The organism is Kitasatospora purpeofusca (assembly GCF_034043715.1).
GTDB lineage: Bacteria > Actinomycetota > Actinomycetes > Streptomycetales > Streptomycetaceae > Kitasatospora > Kitasatospora purpeofusca_A.
In genome coordinates this window covers 55,689-76,373 of the sequence record NZ_JAXCLC010000035.1, presented here as the reverse complement: position 1 = coordinate 76,373, position 20,685 = coordinate 55,689, and the positions used below count along the sequence as shown (strand labels likewise).

Sequence of the window (20,685 nt, the reverse complement as noted above, 5' to 3'; positions counted from 1 at the left end):
CTGCGGCGGCTCGGTGTCAGCCTCGGCCTCGCTTCCTGCCTCAGCCGAACTGCTGCTCGAGGTCCTTCAACTTGCGCTCCAGCGAGTCCAGCCGGGGCAGTGCCACGGTGTCGTCGTCGAGCGTGAGGTCGATGGTGCGCAGCTCGGGACGGGCCGGCAGGCCCGCCTGCGCGATCGCTCCCTCCACGGCCTCGGCCCGTCCCGGCGGCTCGACCACGGGCCGGTCGGGGCTGCCGGGGCCGCCGGGGCCGCCCGCTATGGCGGACTCCGGGCCGGGCTCCAACTGCCGGGAGGACGACCCGGAGCCGCCGCCGCGCGGGCGCCAGACGCTGTGGGTGCGGTTGATGGCCCTGATCTCGGCCCGCTCGCGGCGCCCGGCGAGCTTGCGGCGCTCCTTCTCCCTGGCGTTCTCGCGCTTGTCCTCGCGGACCTCGTCGACCGCCTCCTCCAGGCTCCGCACGCCCTCCAGCAGCATCAGCGACCAGGCCGCGTAGGTCTCGCGCGGGGCGCGCAGCCAGCGGACGATCCGGATCTGCGGCAGCGGCCGGGGGACCAGGCCCTGTTCGCGCAGTGCGGCCCGGCGGGTCTGCTTGAGGGCCCGGTCGAACAGCACGGCGGCCGAGAGCGACATCCCCGCGAAGAACTGCGGCGCGCCGGCGTGGCCGAGACCGCGCGGGGCGTGCACCCAGTTGAACCAGGCCGAGGCGCCGGCGAACAGCCAGACCAGCAGTCGGGAGCCGAGCGCGGCGTCGCCGTGGCTGGCCTCGCGCACGGCGAGCACGGAGCAGAACATGGCCGCCCCGTCCAGGCCGAACGGCACCAGGTACTCCCAGCCGCCGGACAGGTTGAGGTTCTGCACCCCGAAGCCGACCAGCCCGTGGAAGGAGAGTGCGGCGGCGACGGCCGCGCAGCAGAACAGCAGGGTGTACGAGGCCCCGCCGTACAGGGACTCCTTGCGGCGGCGCCGTTCCTCGGATCGCTCCCAGGAATCCGCGGCGGTGCCGCCGGCGGATCCCCGGCTCCGGGCCAGGGCCACCAGGAGCGCGCTGACCAGCAGCGCGACAACGCCGGTGACGGCCCAACCGAGCGGTATGTCGGACAATTTCATCGCCTGGACCAGCCTCGCTTTCCTGCGTCGCAATTCCTGCGTCGTGATGGCGGGGACCATCATGACGGATGCTCGGCCGGAGAATGGCTGATTCGCTGTCAATGCGCTGAGGAGAGGGATTTCTGGCGAGGGATAAGTCGCATTGTCATATTGATATCGATGGGGAATTCCCGTATTTCCGGGGGTCGCGGCCCGGCCGGGCCGCGCACCGCCGTTCACCACCGTCAACCTCGCGTGACGCGGGGGCGGCCGGCGCACATCGCCTCGGACCGGGCGGTGTAAACGAGGCGGCAGCCGGCCCGGCGCCGGTCGGAGCGTTCGGTGGTGCGGACGCGGGGGCGGTGAAGCCGGCGCCCGGCGTGAAGGGCGCGCACTCCGGCGCCGGGCTGGCGGCTCGCGGCCGTCGCGCCGTATGTCCGGACCCGGCCGGCCGGGGCTCGGCGGAGCCCGGGCACGGCAGGGCGAACCCGGCCGGGGCACTGCTCGCCCCGGCCAGGTTAGGGTCACCTTAGCTGATCGGGCCCCCGGCCTGCCTCCCGATGCGTCCGTCCGGAGGAGTGCCCGGCGCGCGCGCCGCGCTCAGCTGGCGTGCGAGCCAGACCGGCACGCCTCCGAGCGCCTGCACCAGGGTGGTCGCCTCCGCCCGCAGCCGGGCGGCCTCCTCCGGCTCGGACACCTCGGCCAGCGCCGCCAGCGCCGGGGCCACCCCGACCGTGAAGCCCATTTGCTCGCGCAGCCGCAACGAGGCGTCGAAGCCCTCCCGGGCCCGCTCGTGGTCCCCGGCGGCCAGTGCCAGCGCGGCCAGGTGCCGCCAGGTCGAGGAGCGCAGCAGGTCGTCGCCGAGCTCGCCCGCGCCCTCGTGGGCCCGGCGGTAGGCGATCCAGGCCGCGGTCGGGTCGCGGAGCAGGTTCTCCGCCACCAGCCCCCGGCGGAAGTCCAGCAGCGGCCGGCCCGGTGCGTCCGGCGGCAGCAGTGCCGAGGTGCGGCCGAGTGCGGCCTGCGCCTCGTCGAGACGGTCGCGGGCGCCCAGCACACTGGCCACGTACGCCAGGAAGCCCCGGGCGCAGGCCGCCGCCGCGCGCTGCTCGGTGGTGGCCGAGGTGGCCTCGGCCAGCCGCAGGGCCTGCTCCGCCTGGTTCCAGTGGGTGGCGGTGAACAAGCACTGCTCGATCAGGAGTTCGGCCCTGATCAGAGCCACCGCCGGGTCGCGTTCGGCGGCCGGCCGCAGCAGGTCGGCGGCCTCCCGCCAGCACGCCCGGGACCGCAGCCGCCACACGGTGTCCCCCGGCTCCGAAGGCGCCGTCCGCCCCGGTGCGTCCTGACCGTTCGGGCCCCATCCGTGCTCCGACAACGCCACCTCCTTGTGTGCGCCATCCAGCAGGACGCGGGCCCTCCCCGTCCGTGGCAAGACACGCCACAGGCCCACGTTGTGGCGGCAATTCAACACGGGGGCGAGCTTGTGCACCAGATCACGAGCGGAGGTTGTTGCGCGCGGCCCGGTTTTCGTCTAAATGATCAGCGGCCGGCCGGTCGGGGCCCGAGCGGGGCCTCAGGACGTCCAGCCGGTCTCCATCAGGGCCTCGGCGGCGCCGTTCGCGGGCTGCGGCACACCCGCCAGATCCAGGCTGAACAGGGCCACCAGCAGCTGTTCCCCCCGCACCGTGGCCTGGTGCGAATAGCCCGCAAGAGTGAACATCGCGGCGGCCATCTCCTCCGCGTGCAGGGTCTGCAGCCACAGGCACTCGACCGACTTCACGTCCGCAGGCTCGGTCCAGGTGTCCACCTGGGCGACCATCCGGCTGCCCAACAAGGTCACCCCGTCGCGCTCCTGGGCCTCCGTCAGCTCCAGGTCCTCGAAGCCCAGCCACTCCAGGTAGCGGGCGGCGGTGAACACCGCGTCCTGCGAGGTCCGCACCGGGTGCGGGCGGAACGGCGCGCGGCGCCGCCACTGCGCGGCCTGGCCGCCGGACCCGGTGGACGGCGGCGCCGCGGCGGGCGGAGCGTCCAGGGAGTGCGCGGGGCGGGCCGGGTGCGGGTGGGAGGCCCGCGGCCCGGCGGCGGCACCCAGCGGGCCGGCCGCCGCCCCGCCGCCCAGCCGGGTCGTCCGGTCCACCGGGAGCCGCACGGTGGCCCCGCAGTTGCAGGTGAACTCGGGTTGCGGCCACTGGTCGGAACGGCCGCAGTGCGGACAGCGCATGCTCAGCCAGGAGTCCTCCCACGACCGGAACCGCACCTGCACCGGCACCCCGCCGCGCAGCAGCGGCACCTTGAGCGAGGCGCCGCAAGGGCACGGCAGCGACGGCGGTTCGTAGAGGTGCTCCCGCCGGCAGGCGGGGCAGCGGATCGCCCGGGCGCCACCCGCCGCCCCCGGGCCGCGCCCGGCCGGGTCGTGTCCGGTGAAGTCGTCGGGCAGTCCGGCCATCGCGGGGTACCGTCCGTTCGAATCGGGGGCGGAGTGACGAGTCCCATGCTCCCCGAAACCCGGCAGGTGCGGCGCGGAATGCGGCAATCCTCAGGGACGAATCAGGGGTGCGCGTCCGAATCCTCGCCGGTGAGGAGGAGGGCGGTCCCCCTGGGGCGGGAGCCCCGCCCCGGCGGGGGCCGTCGGCCGGGGTCGTCGGTGCGGGCCGGCGGGTGTCACCCCGCGCCCCAGCGGGCGAGGTCGGCGGGCGTGTCCAGGTCGTCCGGGGAGGCGACGTCGGCGCACTCGACCGGGACCAGCTCGTCGGCGTGCGCCGCCAGCAGGGCCCGGGCCCCCGCGTCCCCCCGCGCGCCCGCCGCCGCCTCTGCCAGGTACCCGGCCCCGATCAGCACCGGGTGCCCGCGCCGGCCCCCGTACGTCGCCGCGGCCAGAGCGGCCCCGGCCCGGTGCGCGGCCAGCAGCCGGGCTACCGCGGCCGGGCCCACCCCCGGCGTGTCCACCAGCATCACCAGCACCGCCGGGCAGCCCGGGGCCAGCGCGGCCAGACCGGCCCGCAGCGAGGAGCCCATGCCGCTCGCCCAGTCCGGATTGGCCACCAGCCGGCAGCCCGGCAGATGGGCCGTGGAACGCACCCGCTCCCGGTCCGCGCCCAGCACCACCGTCACCTCCCGGCAGCCGCCCGCCCTGGCCGCCGCCGCGGCGTGCTCCACCAGCGGCCGCCCCCGGTACGGCAGCAGTGCCTTCGGCCGTCCGCCCAGCCGCCGCCCGCCCCCGGCGGCCAGCACCAGCGCGGTGACCGCGTCCCTCTGTTCCATGGGCCCAGCCTGCCCGGCCCGGCGGCCGGTGCGAAGTCCCGCCGCCGGGTGTTGGACGATCGCACGAGCGGGGGCGGCGGCGGGTGGGCGCGCCCCGGCGGTTCGGCCGCTGGTGCTCCCGCCGCGGGGACCCTGTACTGGGCGGATGAGCAGCGCGTCGAGGAACAGTGCGTCGGGGGACAGGGCGTTGGGGAACAGGGCGTCGAGCACCACCGGGCCGGGGGCGGACCCGGGGGCGGCCGCCGTCGCGCCGGACCGCGCCGTCACGGATCGCATCGTCACGGACCGCGCCGCACCGGACCGCGCCGGGGCGGTGCACCCGCTGGTGGACCGGTACGGGCGGGTGCACACCGATCTGCGGGTGTCGCTGACCGACCGGTGCAATCTGCGCTGCACCTACTGCATGCCCGCCGAGGGGCTGGACTGGCTGCCCCGGGCGGAGGTGCTGAGCGACGACGAGGTGGTCCGCCTGGTGCGGATCGCCGTCCGCCGGCTCGGCATCACGGCCGTGCGCCTCACCGGGGGCGAGCCGCTGCTGCGGCGCGGACTGCCCGCCCTGGTCGGGCGGATCGCCGCGCTCGGGGCGGAGGTGTCGCTGACCACCAACGGCATCGGCCTGGCCAGGACCGCCGAGGCGCTGCGCGCGGCCGGGCTGCACCGGGTCAACGTCAGCCTGGACACCCTGCGCCCCGGGCGCTACGCCGAACTCACCCGCCGGGACCGGCTCGCCGACGTGCTGGCCGGGCTGGCCGCCGCCCACGCGGCCGGGCTCGCGCCGGTGAAGGTGAACGCGGTGCCGGTGCGCGGGGTCAACGACGACGAACTGGCCGAGCTGCTCGGGTTCGCCGTCCGGCACGGCTACCGGATGCGCTTCATCGAGTCGATGCCGCTGGACGCGCAGGGCGCCTGGGACCGCGAGCGGATGGTCACCGCGGACGAGATCCTGGCGCGCCTCGGCGAGCGCTTCGACCTCCACCCGGTCGGCCGCTCCGGCAACGCCCCGGCCGAGGAGTGGCGGATCGCCGGGACGGACGCGGTGGTGGGCGTGATCGCCTCCGTCACCCGCCCGTTCTGCGGCGGGTGCGACCGGGTGCGGCTCACCGCCGACGGCCAGCTGCGCAACTGCCTGTTCGCCACCGAGGAGTCCGACCTGCGGGCGCTGCTGCGCGGCGGCGCCGACGACGACCGGGTGGAGGCCGCCTGGCGGGCCACCATCGCCCGCAAGGGCCCCGGCCACGCCATCGGTGCCGCGGACTTCGTCCGGCCCGCCCGTCCGATGTCGGCCATCGGCGGCTGACCGATCGTCAGGAATGCTTGCTGGCTGCCGGGTCGGGGCGTGGCGGGGCCGGTCGGGCGAAGTGCGCGCGGTAGGCGCGCGGGGTCATGCCGATCCGCTGCAGGAGGTGGCGGCGCAGCGAGTCGGCGGTGACGAAGCCGGTCCTGGCGGCGACCCGGTCCACCGCGAGCTCGGTGGACTCCAGCAACTCGCGGGCCTGTTCAAGTCGTTGGGTGAGCAGCCAGTGGAGCGGCGTGGTGCCCGTCTCGGCCCGGAAGCGGCGGTTGAGGGTGCGGACGCTCACCCCCGCGTGCGCGGCCAGGCCGGCCAGGGTGAGCGGTTCGGTCAGCCGGGCCAGCGCCCAGGCCCGGGTGGCGGCGAGCGAACTGCCGTCCGCGGCGGCGACCGGTGTCGGCAGGACCTGCGCCCGGCCGCCCTCGCGGACTTCCGAGAGTGCCGCCAGCCGGGCCACCGCGTTGGCCACCGCGGCGCCGTGGTCGGTCCGCACCATGTGCAGGCAGAGGTCGATGCCGGCGGTCAGCCCGGCCGAGGTGAGTACCGGGCCGTCGTCGACGAACAGCGCCTGCGGGAGTACCCGCACCTTGGGGAACCGGTGCTCCAGGGCGCCGGCCTGCACCCAGTAGGTGGTGGCGCAGTGGCCGTCCAGCAGCCCGGCCTGGGCCAGCACGAAGGCGCCGGTGCAGAGCGAGGCCATCCGCGCGCCCCGGTCCGCCGCCGCGCGCAGGGCGGCGAGGATCCGTTCGTCGGCGTCGGCGCGGGAGGCGGATCCGGTGACGAGGACGGTGTCGGCCTCGGCGATCGCCTCCAGGCCGTGCGGGACGACCATCTGGAGGCTGCCGGTGGTGGCCACCGGGCCCGGTTCGGCGGTGCAGATCCGCACCTGGTACGCCGGGTCGCCGTCCAGTTCGGCGGAGCCGAAGACGAGGTCGGGAATGGTGAGGTCGAAGCCGGTCACCGGGGGCACCGCGACCACCGCGATCCGGTGGACGCCGACGGGCCGGGGCGCGGCCGGCCGGGCGGCTGCGGTCCGGGAGGCGGCAGTCGGACCGGTCGGGGCCGGGCGGGTGGTGCGGGGCATGGCCAGAACCTCCGGAACCTTGGCAGCCCGGGCCCTGCCGCGCGGCAGGGCCCCGAAGGAGAGTTGATCACGGCGCCGACACTCCGGTGCCGCCCACCCCGACGCCTCGCCCAGGAGCCCCCATGTCCTTCCACGTCGTCACCGGCGCCGGCCCGACCGGCACCGCGACCGCCCTGCTCCTCGCCGGCTCCGGCGAACGGGTCCGGCTGGTCACCCGGCGCGGCACCGGCCCCGAGCACCCGGGCATCGAGCGGATCGCCGCCGACGCGGGTGACGCCGACGCCCTCACCGCGCTCGCCGAGGGCGCGCTGTCGCTGGTCAACTGCGCCGCCCCGCCCTACCACCGCTGGCTCACCGAGTTCCCGCCGCTGGCCGCCGGGCTGCTGACGGCCGCCGAACGGACCGGCGCGGGTTACGTCATGCTCGGCAACGTGTACGGCTACGGGCCGGTCGACGGCCCGCTCACCGAGGACCTGCCCGCCGCCCCGACCAGCCGCAAGGGCACGCTGCGGGCGGCCCTGTGGGCGGAGGCGCTGGCCGCGCACCGGGCGGGCCGGGCACGCGTGACGGAGGTCAGGGCCAGCGACTTCCTCGGCCGGGGCGCCACCTCGCTGTTCGGGTTCACGGTGGTACCCGCCGTGCTGGCCGGCGAGCCGGTCGGCTACCCCGGCGACCTGGACGCGCCGCACAGCTGGAGCCGTCTCGGCGATGTGGCCGCCACCCTGGTCGCCGCCGCCCGCAGCGAGGCTTCCTGGGGTCGGGCGTGGCACGTGCCCAGTACCAGTGAGGCGTCCGCGCGGGAGGTGGCCCGGCGGCTGGCGGCGGCGGCCGGGGCGCCGGAGCCCGCGCTCACCGCCGTCGCGCCGGCCGAACTGGCCCGGTCGGGCGACGAAGTCCTCGCCGAGGTCGAGGAGATGGCCTATCTGTTCGACCGGCTGCTGCGGCTGGACTCGACGCGTACGGAGGAGGTGCTCGGGGTGGCGGCGACGCCGTTCGAGGAGGTGCTCGAGGAGATCGTCCGCGGCGCGCGGTCGTAGTGCGGTCGTGGCGGGGTCGTGGCGGGGGCGGGGCGGCGCCCGGTGTGAGTTTCGACATGATCGAAATGCTCGGTGTTGTGGTGGCTTGACCGGGTGCGGGCGGGCTGGTCTGCTGGTGCGCCGTCAGCCGCCCACCATCCGGGGAGTCCACCGTGCCCGCCCGTCGTGCCACCCTGTCGGCCGCCGCCGTGTTCCTGATATCCACCCTGGTGCTGGGCGGCTGCTCCGGCGCCACCGGGACGCGCGGCGAGGACGCCGCGCCCGCCGGTGCCGGCGCCGCCGGTCCGGGCACCAGTCCGCTGGACAACCCGGACGGCACCAAGCCCGGTCTGGCGCCGCTGACTTCTCCCGAGGAGCAGAAGGCGGGCCGGGAGCTGATCGCCCAGGTCGCCACCGCCGCGACCGGCCCCAAGGACGGCTACGACCGCAACGAGTTCGGCCCCGCCTGGACCGACAGCGTGGACGGTGTGCCCGGCGGCCGCAACAACTGCGACACCCGCAACGACCTGCTGGCCCGCGACGGTTCGGCGGTCGAGCACAAGGACGGCTCGAAGTGCGTGGTCACCGCGATGACCATCCTCGACCCGTACACCGGCAGGACGGTGCGCTGGAGCAAGCAGCAGGCGTCGAAGATCCAGATAGACCATGTGATGCCGCTGTCCTACGACTGGCAGATGGGCGCGAGTGGCTGGGACAAGGCCAAGCGCGTCCGGATCGCCAACGACCCGCTGAACCTCATCCCCGCCGACGGCTCGCAGAACGCCTCCAAGGGCGACTCAGGACCGTCCGCCTGGCTGCCCGCCGATCCGCGGATACGGTGCGCGTACGCGGTCCGCTTCGCGCAGGTGTCGCTGAAGTACCGACTGCCGGTCGCGGAGGCCGACAAGAAGGCGATGCTGCAGCAGTGCGGCGGCTGACAGCCCGTCGAGCGGTGGGGGCGCCGTCGGCGGTGTGATGGTCGGGTGATAGTCGTGTGCAGTGCATTCGACGATCACCCGACTCTCGCGACGCGCCCTTCCCGCCGTCGCCGCGGCCGCCCTGCTGGCGGCCTGCGCCGGCACCGGCGGCTCCACCGGCGCGGCCTCCACCGCCCCGACGGCCGCCCCGGCTTCGGCTTCGGCCGCGGCTTCCGCCGACCCGGCCGCACCCGCCTCCGCCCCGACACCGACCCCTACGCCGACGCCGACCCCGACCGTGAAGCCGACCGGCCAGGCTGACCCGGCGCTCCAGCCCTTCTACGGCCAGAAGCTCGCCTGGGCGGCCTGCAAGGACGACCCGGCGACCGCGAAGACCGACGAGTCGGCGGTCCAGTGCGCGACCCTCAAGGTCCCGCTGGACTACGCCGACCCGTCCTCCGGGGAGACCCTGGACGTCGCGGTCGCCCGGATTCCGGCGGCCCGGCCCGAGCAGCGGACCGGCTCGCTGCTGGTCAACCCCGGCGGCCCCGGCGGTACCGGCGTCGGCATGGTCCAGCGCGGTCAGAAGGACTACGACGGCCCGCTGCACGACCACTTCGACATCGTCGGCTTCGACCCGCGCGGTGTCGGCGGCACCGTTCCGGTCAAGTGCCTGGACGACAAGGCCCGTGACGCCTGGCTCGCCACCGACACCCCCGGCCCGGACCACGGCAAGCTCCTCGCCGACGCCTGCCAGGCCAAGTACGCCAAGCTGCTGCCCTTCGTCGGCACCCGGAACACCGCCCGCGACATGGACGTGCTGCGGGGCGCGCTCGGCGACCCCGGGCTCAACTACCTGCGCCTGTCCTACGGGACCTACCTCGGCAGCGTCTACGCCGAGGAGTTCCCGGACCGCGCCGGCCGCCTGGTCCTGGACGGGGCCAGCGACAGGTCGACCAGCCTGGTCCAGCACAACATCGAGCAGTTCACCGGCTTCGAGCGGTCGTTCAGGCTGTTCGCGGCCGGGTGCGTCACCAAGACGCCCTGCCCGCTGGGCAAGGACCCGGACGCGGCACCCAAGAAGCTCGCCGACTTCCTCGACGGCCTCAAGGACAAGCCGCTCACCACCACCGACGGCCGCAAGGTGACCGCCACCGCCGCCTGGAACGGCGTGATCGACAGCCTCAACGACGAGCAGGGCTACGCCGACCTGCGGACCGTCCTCACGATGGCCATGAACCAGGGCAAGGGCGACTATCTGATGGCCCTCGCCGACGGTGCGGTCGGCCGCGACACGAAGGGCGGGTACAAGGTCTCGGCCGACGCCTACACCGCCGTGCACTGCGCGGACACCGTGATGGCCCCGACCGAGGCCGAGCTCCAGGCGCAGCTCGCCGAACTCGCCGCCAAGGCACCGCTGGTGACCGCCCACAACCCGGCGGCGGCGCTGTTCGACCCGGACTGCCGGAGCTGGCCGTTCCGGTCGGCCGAGAAGCCGCACCCGATCAAGGCCGAGGGCAGTGCGCCGATCGTGGTCGTAGGCTCCACCGGCGACGCCGCCACCCCGTACGCCTGGTCCGAGCGACTGGCCGGATCGCTCGCCCGGGGCGTGCTGCTCACCCGCGAGGGCGAGGGCCACACCGCGTACGGCCGCAGCGCGTGCATCCGGGAGGCCGTGCACTCCTACCTCGTCGACGGCACCGTGCCGGCCGCCGGGACGCGCTGCGCGACCGATCCCGCACGCTGAGCCGGGGCGGCGGAGGGCGGGGCGCCGTCGGCGGGGTGATCGTCGGGTGATATTCGTGTGCAGTGGACTCGATGACGACCCGGCTCTCGCGACGTGCCCTGCCCGCCGTCGCCGCGGCGGTGCTGCTGGCGGCCTGTACCGGCGGGGGCGGCTCCACCGGTGCGGGCTCCGCCGGTCCGGGGAGCGTCGCCGGTGCGGCGGGCGTCACGGCGGCCGAGGCCGAGCAGTCGGCCCCGGACCCGGCGCTGCGGCCGTTCTACGGCCAGAAGCTCTCCTGGGCGGCCTGCGAGGACGCTCCCAGGACCGAGGGGGTCGACCCGGCGTCGGTGCGGTGCGCGACCCTCAAGGTGCCGCTGGACTACGCCGACCCGTCCGGCGCCACCCTCGACGTGGCGGTGGCCCGGGTCGGCGCCGCCAAGCCCGCGCAGCGGGCCGGTTCGCTCCTGGTCAATCCGGGCGGGCCGGGCAACAGCGGTGTCGACGCCGTCCTCGGCAGCCAGCGCGGCTACGACGGTCCGCTGCGCGACCACTACGACATCGTGGGCTTCGACCCCCGGGCCACCGGCCGCACCGCCCCCGTCAACTGCCTGGACGACCGGACCCGGGACAACTGGCTCACCACCGACAACCCCGGGCCGGAGCACGGCAAGCTGCTCGCGGACGCCTGCCGGGCCAAGTACGGCAAGCTGCTGGAACACCTCGGCACCCGCGACACCGCGCGCGACATGGACGTGCTGCGCGCCGCGCTCGGCGACCGGAAGCTCAGCTACCTCGGCCTGTCCTACGGCACCTACCTGGGCAGCCTCTACGCCGAGGAGTTCCCGGACCGGGTCGGCCGGCTCGTGCTGGACGGCGCGATCGACCCGGCCAAACCGATCGCCGAGACCAACATCGAGCAGTACGCGGGCTTCGACCGCTCGCTGCGGGCCTTCGCCGCCCACTGCGCCCGGCAGCCGCAGTGCCCGTTCGGCACGGACCAGGACAAGGCGGCCGGGCGGGCCGCCGACTTCCTCGACGGGCTCGAGCGGAAGCCGCTCACCACCACCGGCGGCCGGGTCCTCACCTCCGCCGCCGCCTGGTCGGGCGTGATGGACGCCCTCTACGGCGACGAGGGCGGCTGGGACGGCCTGGCCGCCGCCATCGGCCGGGCCGTGGACCGGGGCGACGGCGACTATCTGCTCGCCTACACCGACTCCTACAACAAGCGTGGCGGGGACGGCCGTTACGGCGCCGCCGCCGACGCCTACACGGCGATCTACTGCGCCGACGGGGCCACCGACGTCCCGACCGGGGACGCGCTGCGGGACGCCTACGCCCGGATGGCCGCCAGGGCCCCGCTGATCAGCCGGCACGAGCCGGCGGCGGCGCTGTTCGACCCGGACTGCCGGAACTGGCCGTTCCGTTCGCCGGAGAAGGCGCACCCGATCGTTTCGAAGGCCGCGACGCCGATCGTGGTGGTCGGCTCCACCGGCGACGCGGCGACCTCGTACGCCAACGCCCAGCAGCTGGTCGCCCAGCTGGGCAACGCGGTGCTGCTCACCCGCGAGGGCGAGGGCCACACCGGCTACGGGCACAGCGCCTGTGTCCGGGCGGCGGTGGGCGCCTACCTGGTCGACGGCACGGTGCCGGCCGCCGGGACGCGCTGCGCGAGCGACCGGGGGTAGCGGGCCGACCCGGCGGCGGGGCACCGGGTCGGCCGGTCAGGAGGTCCGCCGGTCAGGAGGTGGGCGGCCGGGTCAGGTCGTAGAACGTCGACCCGCCGACGGTGCGGGCGGGGTAGTGCGCCTCCACCCACTCCTCGATCTTGGCGGTGTCCGACTGCGAGGACTCGCCGCCGGGGCCGTTCGCGCCGTTCACCACGTTCACCCCGGCCGTCTCTCCGCCGACGCCGCGGCGGGAGCCGCCGCCGATGAACCAGTGCACCTTGCCCTCCCGCACGTACTGCCGGAAGGCGTCCAGGCTGAGCGACGGGTCGCTGCTGTTGAAGCCACCGAGAGCCATCACCGGGACCCCGGAGGCGAGTTGGTAGCTCGCGGCGTTCTGCGAACCGGAGGTCGCGGCGGCCCAGCGGTAGCGGTCGGCGTCCTGCGCCAGCAAGGCTGCCGCCTCCTCGCTCACCTGGGCCCCGTTCAGCAGCCCGTTCATCCCGCCGGGGCCGCCGATGACGAGGTACGGCCCCGGGCCCTGGGTGCTGCCGTTGCCATTGCCGTTCGGGACCCGGCCGGTGCCCCGGCCGCCGTCCTGCTGCGGGGAGCCGGGGACGGCCTGGCCACCGCCCGGGCCGCCGTTCTGGCCGCCGCCCTGCTGGGGTGTCACCGTTCGGCCGTCGAGCCACAGCGCCGGCCCGTCGCCGCCCGCACCGCGCCCCCGCATGCCGCCGGGGCCGAAGCCGCCCGCCACCGAGGGCCCGGCCAGCACGATCGAGCCCTGGTGCGGGGTGCCGACCGTCTCCAGCGCGTACGCCGCCGGACCGCCCAGCGCCGCCGCCGCGCCCACCAGGCCCGCCACGGCGGTCACCCGGCCGGCGATCCGCCGCGCCCCGGCACGCCCGTCGGCCGGGGTACCGGTGCCGGCGTCCGTCGGGGCACCGGCCCCAGCACCGTTCGCCGGAGCACCGGCCCCGGCGCCGTTCGTCGGGGCACCGGCCGCGAGCCGTGCCCCCAGCGGGCCGGCCACCAGCAGCGCCACCGCCGCGAGCAGCCCGCCGGCCAGTACCGCCGGACGCAGCCACGGCTGGAAGTCGGCGCTCCGCCCGAGCAGCACGTACGCCCACCCCGCCGTCACGGCGAGCGTGGCCGCCAGCACCGCCGCGTACGGCAGCCGGTGCCGGGCCCGCCACAGCCCGTCCACGCCCATGCCGACCAGTGCGGCGACCGCCGGGGCCAGCGCCACCGTGTAGTACTGGTGGAAGATCCCGGACATGAAGCTGAAGGTCAGCGCGGTGCAGAGGAGCCAGCCGCCCCAGACCAGGAAGGCCGCGCGCGCGGTGTCCGTCCGGGCGTGCCGCCGGGTCGCCCACAGGCCGAGCAGCAGCAGGATCAGCGCGGCGGGCAGCAGCCAGGCGATCTGCCCGCCGATGTCGCCGTCGAACAGCCGGGTGATGCCGGTCTCGCCCCAGCCGCCACCGCCGCGCATCCCTGCGGGCATCCCACCGGGCGGCGCTCCGGCGGGCGCGCCGCCCGGGCCGTTGCCGAAGACCGTCTCGACGCCGGCCGGGAGGCGGCCCCGGCCGCCGCCGCCGACGCTGCCGGTCTCGTCGCCGTTGAGCCGCCCCAGGCCGTTGTAGCCGAAGGTGAGGGAGAGGAAGCTGTTGTCCTGCGAGCCGCCGATGTACGGGCGCGCCGACGCCGGCACCAGTTCGACGACCGCGACCCACCAGCCGCCCGCGACCGCCATCGCCAGGCCGCCGGCCAGTAGTTGCCGCACCCGCCGCCCCAGCCCGGTCGGCGCTACCACCAGGTAGACCAGCACGAAGGCGGGCAGTACCAGGAACGCCTGGAGGGTCTTGGTGAGGAAGGCCAGACCGAGCATCACCCCGGTGAACACCAGCCACCGGGTGCCCGCCGCCTCGATCGCCCGCACCAGCCCGTAGGCGGCCAGGGTGAGCAGCAGGACCAGCAGCGCGTCCGGGTTGTTGAAGCGGAACATCAGCGCCGCCACCGGCGTCAGCGCGAAGGCGAGGCCGGCCAGCAGTCCGGCGAGCGGCGAGAAGCGCCGGCGCACCGTCGCGTACAGGGTGGCGACCGTGCCGACGGCCATCAGCGCCTGCGGGGCCAGCACCGACCAGGAGGACAGCCCGAAGACCCGGGCCGAGAGCGCCATCGGCCACAGGGCCAGCGGGGGCTTGTCGACGGTGATGAAGTTCCCGGCGTCCGAGGAGCCGTAGAAGAAGGCCTTCCAGCTCTGGCTGCCCGCCTGGGCGGCCGCGGAGTAGAAGGAGTTGGCCCAGCCGGAGGCGGACAGTCCCCAGAGGTAGAGGACGGCGGTGGCGGCCAGCAGGGCGAGCAGCGAGGGCCGGATCCGGGGCGGGTCCTCCGGGCGTCCCCGCCAGGCCCGGGCCGGGAGGGTGCGCAGCCGTCCGGCCCAGGAGGCCGGGCCCTTGGGGCCGGTGGGCGGCAGCGGGAACTCCGGGAACAGCGGCGGGTGGGCGGTCCGCCCGGGTGCCGCCCCCTCCGGCGCGGGGGCGGGCGGCAGCAGCGGGGGCGGGAAGTCCCCGGCCTCCGGCCAGGGCTCGCCGGCCGGCGGGGTGAGGCTGGTCGTGGTCATGGGCGCTACGCTCGGGCGCCCGGCTGAGAGAACGGTGAGACGCGGGTTTGAGCCGTCTGTGATCCTCGGCGCGCGTGGTCGGCGGGCCGGTGCGGATGCGCCGACCGGGGTGCTCTGCGCCCGACCGGGGTGCCGTTGCGCCGACCGGGGTGCTCCGTACGCCGGCCGGGGTGCCGTTACGCCGGCCGGGGTGCCGTTACGCCGGCTGGGGCACCGTCAGGTGCTTGCCGAGCCACTCCAGCGCGGGCGGGATCTCCCTGGTCCAGGTGTGGAAGTTGTGGCCGCCGGTGTCGAGGGTGATGGTGGACAGCTTGGTCGGCGCCTTGAACGCGCCGACCATGGCCTGGGTGCCCTCGTAGTTGTTCTCGTCGTAGCTGGTGGCGAGCAGCAGCGCGACCGGCTCGGCGGGCTTGTTCCGCAGCCGCCAGACCAGGTCGTTCTCCTGCTTCAGCCGGTCGTTGCCCGCGAACAGGTCGCCGGTGGTCTCGTCGACCGGCGCGGTGTAGTAGCCGGAGAGCGAGATCGCGGACCGGTACGCGTCCGGCTTGCGCAGCGCGAACTTGAGGGCGCAGTAGCCGCCGGTGGAGTTGCCGATCACGGCGCGGTTGGCCGGGTCCGTGCCGATCCGGTAGCCGGAGGACAGCGCCTTGGGCAGGTCGCTGGTGAAGAAGGTCTCGACCTGCGGCCCGCCGGGGACGTCCATGCACTCGGTGTCGCGGTTGCCGACCAGGGTCGGGCGCATCAGCACCAGGACGGTCGGCGGCAGCTTCTTCTCCTCGATGGCGGTGAGGGCGGAGGCCGGGTACTGCATCAGCGTGACGAGCTTCTCCGCCGAGCCCGGGTACCCGGCCAGCACCAGGGCCATCGGGAACTTGCTCTGCGCGTACTCGGGCTGGAAGTACTGCGGCGGGAGGTAGACGAAGGCGTCGCTGCTCAGACCGCTCCGCGCCCCGCGGACCGAGACCTCCTGGATCAGCCCGGAGCGGTCGCGGGCCGAGCCCTGTGCCGAGTACATGTTCTTCTCCCCGGTGACGGAGAGGGTGGCGGCCGCGTTCGGCTGGTGGTCGACGACCGTGCCGGGCTTGCCGTTGGTGCCGAGCAGGTCGCTCCAGGAGCTGTAGAAGCCGAAGTAGCCGTTGGCGATCAGCCCCATCGCGACGAGCACCGCGAGCTGGGTGGCGAGGAAGGCGCCGATCCGCCCCGTCCAGGCCTTCCAGCCGTGTCCGCCGAACCTCGGCCAGAGCCACATCGTGGCGGCGAAGACGCCGACCGCGAGCACGGCGGCGATGATCTGGAGGGGGAGTCCCGTGAGGCTGAGCACCTGTCGATCGTAGTTGACCCGGTCCGCCCCTCCGCGCGCCCCCTTACGCGCCCCATATATGCTTCGGGGCGCTGCAAGTGCGCCCTGTTGACCGCCTATTGTCGGGTCGGGATCATGTCGGCGGGGACGAGCCGACTGCACGGAGTGTGCATGAGAGAGCACCGAGAGAACATCCGGGGGAACGCCATGAGGTCCTTCATCAAGGTCGGCGCGGCGGCCGGCGCCGCGCTGCTGCTGGCTGCCTGCTCCGGGGGCAGCGGCGGCGGATCGGGCAGCGGCGGCGGTTCGGCGGCGTCGAGCCCGTCGGACGGCTTCAGCGCGCTGCCCGCGCCGACCTACACGCCGACACCCACGCCGACCCCGACGCCGACGCCGTACGGGCCGGTCCTGGCCGGCTACGTCGACCCGGTCAGCACCGCGCTCGGCAAGATCAACCCCGCCTCCGACCTGACCGGCTTCATGGCCGGCCTCCAGGAGGCGGCCGGCGCCGCCAACTCCGCGAGCAGCGGCCTCGGACTGAGCACCACCCCGGTCGGTGTCGGCACCACCAAGCGCCAACTGGTGACGGCGCTCTCGCAGCTCGCCACCGACCTGAGCAAGATCCGTACCGACATCAAGGCGAAGACCTACTGCACCACCGGCTCCGCCTTCGCCCAGGTCGGCCTCTCGGAGGGCCTCAAGGCCATCCCCGGCGCCCTCGCCGAGATGACCGCCGCGGGCTACACCACCAACTTCACCGTCCCGCAGACCCCGCAGCCGCAGACCCGGGCGCTCGACAACGGCGCCTTCGTCACCAAGGGCAAGCTGCGCGGCGAGGGCGAGCTGAACATCGACAACACCGAGGGCAGCACCGACTCCGTCGTCTCGCTCTCCAAGACCGGCAAGGCCGTCCACTCGCTGTACGTCGGCAAGGGCAAGAAGGCCTCGATCAAGGGCATCGAGGACGGCACGTACGACGTGTTCTTCTCCGACGGCATCGACTGGGACCCGTCGCTCAAGATGTTCACCCAGGACTGCAGCTACACGAAGTTCGACGAGACGATGGTCTTCGAGACCGGCAAGACCTACTCGATCTGGTCGATCACGCTGACCGCGAAGGTCGGCGGCAACGCGAAGACCAGCGACGTGGACGAGCAGAGCTTCCCGCAGCCGTAGCGCCCGGCCGCCCAGGACCCGCGCGCCGGGTCCTGGGCGGGCCCGGTGCTCGACGTGCTGCGGGTCCTGGGCGCCGGAGGGCGTCGGGAGCGGTGGGGCGTCGGGAGCCGTGGGGCATCGGGAGCCGTCGGGCGTCGGGAGCCGTCGGGCGTGCGGTGCCCGGGGTGCCGTCCACTCCCGGTCGATTGTCAGTGGCCCGTGCCAGACTCCCGTCATGGCCCCCGAACCGCTCGCCGCCCTCACCTTCGCCGCCTGGCGCCGGCTCGACCTCGCCGCCGCCACCCGCATCGCCGCCCAGGCCGCCGACGGCGCGGGCGGGCGGATCGAGCGGGTCGATACGGTAGAGCACCTGGGGGCCCCGCTGCACCGGGTGCTGGTCGAGCGGGGCGGGCGGATGTTCGCGCTGATACCGGGCGGGCGGGTCACCGTCGGCTTCGACGCGGCGGCCTGGCGGCCGTCCGCCGAACTCCTCGCCGGCTACCGGGAGGAGAGCGTCGACCAGGGCTTCGGCGACGAGGACCCGCACGCCCACCTCGCCCGGGTGCTCAGCCCGCGCCGGACGGCCACCGTGCCGACGCTGCTCATGGCCGTCGAGGACGAGCCGATCGAGGAGGCACCCGCCGACATGCCGGCCGTCCTGGCCCGCGAGGGCCTCCGGCTGCCGACGTCCGACGAGTGGGAGCACGCCTGCGGCGCCGGCGCCGACACCCTGTTCCGCTGGGGCGACGACTGCCCGCTCGACCGCCTCCCGTACGGCGACGACACCGGCCCGCAGGCCGGGCCGAACGCCTTCGGCCTGCTCATCGCGCACGACACCTACCGCTCCGAGATCACCGCCGAGCCCGGCCTGATCCACGGCGGCGACGGCGGCGAGTCCGTCTGCGGCGGCTACGGCACCTTCCTGTCCTGGCTCCCGCTCGCCACGGCCAACCGCCACCCCGACCTCGCGGCCCTCGTCTACGGCGAGGAGGGCGAGGACCTCGTCGACTGCCTCTCCGCCCGCCCGGTCCTCGACCTGCACTGACGGCCGCCCCGGCTGCGCCGATCGGGCCGTGGCCGGGGGCATCCCCGGCACCGTCAGAACTCGGTTGTGTCCAGCACGACGTTTAGCGGCTCCGGAAGCCGCACCTCCACCCCGAACGGGTGCGGCCCCTCGACGAGCGTGTAGCCGAGCTGTCCCGGCTGGGAGAACAGCGTGCACGTCCGTTCCTGACGGTCCACCAGCAGGTGGACCGGCGCTCCGTACTGCGAGTAACGGCGCCGCTTGGCCGTCCGGTCCGTCTCCGCGTTGGACGGGGACGTCACCTCGACCACCAGGAGGGTCTGGTCCGGCACCAGCGCCCCTTCGGTCTTGGCCAACCCCGCGGGCACCACGGCGAGGTCGGGGACGTAGAAGTCCTCCGTTCCGGGGAGGTCCAGGTTTCCCGACCCGGCCCGGAGCCCCAGCTCCCGCAGGCGGGGGCCGAGCTGCTCCCGGACAAGGTCGACGGCACTCTCGCGGGCCCAGGACGGCGACACCGGTGTGATGACCCCTTCGACGATCTCGACCCGCTCACCCGCGATGTGTCGGACGGCGTACTTCAGGGCGTGCTCGGGGTTGGGTACCTGGCTGTAGTCGCCGGGCCTCGCCTGCGCGGCACTCACGCTGCGCTCCACTTCTCCGCCTTCCCGGCGCGGCTGTCCGTCGGGCCGTTCGTCGGGCCGTTCCTCAGGCCGTTCCTCAGGCCGTTCGTCGCGCTGCCCGTCGGGCTGTCCGTCGGGCCGGCCGCGATCGTGGCCGGCCTAGGGGGAAGCCGGCCCGGGGCCGGAGCATCCTGCCGCCCGGCGGACATTCACCCGGTCGCGTCAGCCGACCGGTTGATGGTGACTCGGGTGGATTCGCGGGTGTGACTTCTGCCCGATCGGTTGACCGATTGAGGTGACCATGGCACTTTCGTGCGGCGCGGGCGTCCGCAACCGGTCGTACGCCCCGCATCCCCCACAAGGAGAGCCATGCTCAAGAGACTTGCCGCCGCGTCCGCCGCGAGCGCTGTCATCGCCGGAGTCCTCACCTCCGTGGCAGTCGCCCCCGCGCAGGCGGCACAGGCCGGTGACCTTGCGTCCACCATCGCGCTGAGCAACTGCTCGGCCTCGCTGGTGCGTTACCCCTCGTCGGTCGACGCCGACCGGGCCCTGATGCTCACCAACGGCCACTGCCTGCCGACCATGCCGCCGGCCGGCCAGGTCATCCAGAACCAGACCGCCAGCCGCAGCGGCACCCTGCTCAACGCCTCCGGCGGCTCGCTCGGCACCGTGCAGGCCGACAAGGTGCTGTACGCGACGATGACCGGCACGGACGTCGCGCTGTACCAGCTCACCGACACCTTCGGGTCGATCACCTCGAAGTTCGGTGCCACTGCGCTGACCATCAACGACACCCACCCGGTCGACGGTTCGGCGATGTACATACCGTCGTCCTACTGGAAGCAGACCTGGAACTGCTCCGTCAACGGCTTCACCGACCTGCGCGAGGACGCCTGGAGCTGGCGCGACTCGATCCGCTACAGCTCCGGCTGCAACACCACCCACGGCACCTCCGGTTCGCCGATCGTCGACGCCGCCACGCGCAAGGTCGTCGGCATCAACAACACCGGCAACGACGACGGCCAGATGTGCACCCTCAACAACCCGTGCGAGGTCGCCGCCGACGGCACCACCACGGTGCACCAGGGCCAGAGTTACGGCCAGGAGACCTACTGGTTCACCACCTGCCTGGGCAACGGCCGGGTCATCGACCTCAACGTCAGCGGCTGCCTGCTGACGAAGCCCGCGGGCAGCGGCTCCGTCTCGGTCGCCAACCCGGGCGACCAGTCGACGGCGGTGGGCGGTTCGGCGAACGTCCGGATCACGGCGAGCGGCGGTTCGACCCCGTACACCTACTCGGCGACGGGCCTGCCGGCCGGTCTGTCGATCAACGCCTCCACCGGTGTCATCAGCGGCACCGCGAGCACGGCGGGCACCTACAACGTCACCGTGACGGCGAAGGACGCGGCGGCCAAGACCGGTAGCACCAGCTTCACCTGGGTGGTCTCCGGCGGCGGTGGCGGCACCTGCACCCCGGCGCAGCTGCTCGGCAACGCGGGCTTCGAGACGGGCACGGCCGCGCCGTGGACCGCCTCCAGCGGCGTCGTCGACAACTCGTCCTCGCAGGCCGCGCACGGCGGCAGCTGGAAGTCGTGGCTGAACGGCTACGGCTCCACCCACACCGACAGCCTCTCGCAGACGGTCACCGTCCCGACCGGCTGCAAGGCGACCCTGAGCTTCTACCTGCACATCGACACCGCCGAGTCCGGCACCACGGCGTACGACAAGCTGACGGTCCAGGCCAACGGCACCACGCTGAAGACCTACTCCAACGCCGACGCGGCGGCGGGCTACCAGCTGCGCACCTTCGACCTGTCGGCCTACGCGGGCCAGACGGTGACGGTCAAGTTCACCGGCACCGAGGACTCCTCGCTGCAGACCAGCTTCGTGATCGACGACACGTCCGTCGCCACCAGCTGA

General features: G+C 74.4%; 15 protein-coding genes and 2 pseudogenes. 9 read left to right on the top strand and 8 right to left on the bottom strand.

Going from position 1 to position 20,685, the window contains the following annotated elements; all coding sequences use genetic code 11:
* Positions 1-40: 40 nt before the first annotated feature.
* The 4 genes from SM793_RS19590 to SM793_RS19575 form a co-directional block, all read right to left on the bottom strand.
* Positions 41-1,108, bottom strand: coding sequence for a DUF2637 domain-containing protein (locus tag SM793_RS19590; protein WP_320439506.1), 1,068 nt, complete (start codon positions 1,106-1,108; stop codon positions 41-43).
* A 508-nt stretch (positions 1,109-1,616) separates the two neighbouring features.
* Positions 1,617-2,459 (bottom strand): hypothetical protein, encoded by an 843-nt coding sequence (locus tag SM793_RS19585; protein WP_413815994.1) that lies wholly within the window; start codon positions 2,457-2,459, stop codon positions 1,617-1,619.
* Between the two features lie 198 nt (positions 2,460-2,657).
* Entirely contained in the window at positions 2,658-3,530 is an 873-nt protein-coding gene (locus tag SM793_RS19580; RefSeq protein WP_320439505.1) for a hypothetical protein, read from the bottom strand.
* Between the two features lie 215 nt (positions 3,531-3,745).
* Positions 3,746-4,345 (bottom strand): NTP transferase domain-containing protein, encoded by a 600-nt coding sequence (locus SM793_RS19575; protein ID WP_320439504.1) that lies wholly within the window; start codon positions 4,343-4,345, stop codon positions 3,746-3,748.
* Positions 4,346-4,619: 274 nt separating this feature from the next.
* Between SM793_RS19575 and moaA the strand changes: the two genes are divergently transcribed.
* A complete protein-coding gene (moaA, locus tag SM793_RS19570) occupies positions 4,620-5,642 on the top strand; it encodes a GTP 3',8-cyclase MoaA (protein ID WP_413815995.1) in 1,023 nt (340 codons plus the stop codon).
* Positions 5,643-5,649: 7 nt separating this feature from the next.
* On the opposite strand, the gene SM793_RS19565 is transcribed toward moaA, so the two are convergent.
* Positions 5,650-6,720 (bottom strand): GlxA family transcriptional regulator, encoded by a 1,071-nt coding sequence (locus SM793_RS19565; protein ID WP_320439503.1) that lies wholly within the window; start codon positions 6,718-6,720, stop codon positions 5,650-5,652.
* Positions 6,721-6,842: 122 nt separating this feature from the next.
* Between SM793_RS19565 and SM793_RS19560 the strand changes: the two genes are divergently transcribed.
* The 4 genes from SM793_RS19560 to SM793_RS19545 all read left to right on the top strand — a co-directional run bounded on the left by SM793_RS19560 (position 6,843) and on the right by SM793_RS19545 (position 12,064).
* Positions 6,843-7,757 (top strand): NAD-dependent epimerase/dehydratase family protein, encoded by a 915-nt coding sequence (locus SM793_RS19560; RefSeq protein ID WP_320439502.1) that lies wholly within the window; start codon positions 6,843-6,845, stop codon positions 7,755-7,757.
* Between the two features lie 152 nt (positions 7,758-7,909).
* Positions 7,910-8,674, top strand: coding sequence for an HNH endonuclease family protein (locus SM793_RS19555; protein ID WP_320439501.1), 765 nt, complete (start codon positions 7,910-7,912; stop codon positions 8,672-8,674).
* Between the two features lie 61 nt (positions 8,675-8,735).
* Positions 8,736-10,400, top strand: a complete 1,665-nt coding sequence (locus SM793_RS19550; protein ID WP_320439500.1) for an alpha/beta hydrolase — start codon at positions 8,736-8,738, stop codon at positions 10,398-10,400.
* A gap of 71 nt (positions 10,401-10,471) precedes the next feature.
* Positions 10,472-12,064 (top strand): alpha/beta hydrolase, encoded by a 1,593-nt coding sequence (locus SM793_RS19545; RefSeq protein ID WP_320439499.1) that lies wholly within the window; start codon positions 10,472-10,474, stop codon positions 12,062-12,064.
* 52 nt (positions 12,065-12,116) lie between these two features.
* Here SM793_RS19545 and SM793_RS19540 read toward each other — a convergent pair whose 3' ends face one another.
* Both SM793_RS19540 and SM793_RS19535 read right to left on the bottom strand, forming a co-directional pair.
* A complete protein-coding gene (locus tag SM793_RS19540; protein ID WP_320439498.1) occupies positions 12,117-14,666 on the bottom strand; it encodes a glycosyltransferase family 39 protein in 2,550 nt (849 codons plus the stop codon).
* A 196-nt stretch (positions 14,667-14,862) separates the two neighbouring features.
* Entirely contained in the window at positions 14,863-15,987 is a 1,125-nt protein-coding gene (locus SM793_RS19535) for an alpha/beta hydrolase (protein ID WP_320439497.1), read from the bottom strand.
* Between the two features lie 150 nt (positions 15,988-16,137).
* On the opposite strand from SM793_RS19535, the gene SM793_RS19530 reads away from it, so the two are divergent.
* Positions 16,138-17,142, top strand: a complete 1,005-nt coding sequence (locus SM793_RS19530) for a hypothetical protein (protein WP_320439496.1) — start codon at positions 16,138-16,140, stop codon at positions 17,140-17,142.
* 214 nt (positions 17,143-17,356) lie between these two features.
* Positions 17,357-18,166 (top strand): hypothetical protein, encoded by an 810-nt coding sequence (locus tag SM793_RS19525; RefSeq protein WP_320439495.1) that lies wholly within the window; start codon positions 17,357-17,359, stop codon positions 18,164-18,166.
* 53 nt (positions 18,167-18,219) lie between these two features.
* On the opposite strand, the gene SM793_RS19520 is transcribed toward SM793_RS19525, so the two are convergent.
* Positions 18,220-18,786, bottom strand: a complete 567-nt coding sequence (locus SM793_RS19520) for a Uma2 family endonuclease (RefSeq protein ID WP_320439494.1) — start codon at positions 18,784-18,786, stop codon at positions 18,220-18,222.
* A 348-nt stretch (positions 18,787-19,134) separates the two neighbouring features.
* Here SM793_RS19520 and SM793_RS36470 point away from each other — a divergent pair.
* A pseudogene (locus SM793_RS36470) lies at positions 19,135-19,752 on the top strand (trypsin-like peptidase domain-containing protein); the annotation flags it as partial.
* 210 nt (positions 19,753-19,962) lie between these two features.
* Positions 19,963-20,685 (top strand): annotated as a pseudogene (locus SM793_RS19515) (putative Ig domain-containing protein); the annotation flags it as partial.

Excerpts from the sequence above, each read along its gene's own strand:
- SM793_RS19590 (WP_320439506.1), bottom strand. The coding sequence starts at position 1,108 with ATGAAATTGTCCGACATACCGCTCGGTTGGGCCGTCACCGGCGTTGTC.
- SM793_RS19580 (WP_320439505.1), bottom strand. The coding sequence starts at position 3,530 with ATGGCCGGACTGCCCGACGACTTCACCGGACACGACCCGGCCGGGCGC.
- SM793_RS19575 (WP_320439504.1), bottom strand. The coding sequence starts at position 4,345 with ATGGAACAGAGGGACGCGGTCACCGCGCTGGTGCTGGCCGCCGGGGGC.
- SM793_RS19565 (WP_320439503.1), bottom strand. The coding sequence starts at position 6,720 with ATGCCCCGCACCACCCGCCCGGCCCCGACCGGTCCGACTGCCGCCTCC.
- SM793_RS19560 (WP_320439502.1), top strand. The coding sequence starts at position 6,843 with ATGTCCTTCCACGTCGTCACCGGCGCCGGCCCGACCGGCACCGCGACC.
- SM793_RS19545 (WP_320439499.1), top strand. The coding sequence starts at position 10,472 with ATGACGACCCGGCTCTCGCGACGTGCCCTGCCCGCCGTCGCCGCGGCG.
- SM793_RS19540 (WP_320439498.1), bottom strand. The coding sequence starts at position 14,666 with ATGACCACGACCAGCCTCACCCCGCCGGCCGGCGAGCCCTGGCCGGAG.
- SM793_RS19530 (WP_320439496.1), top strand. The coding sequence starts at position 16,138 with ATGAGAGAGCACCGAGAGAACATCCGGGGGAACGCCATGAGGTCCTTC.
- SM793_RS19525 (WP_320439495.1), top strand. The coding sequence starts at position 17,357 with ATGGCCCCCGAACCGCTCGCCGCCCTCACCTTCGCCGCCTGGCGCCGG.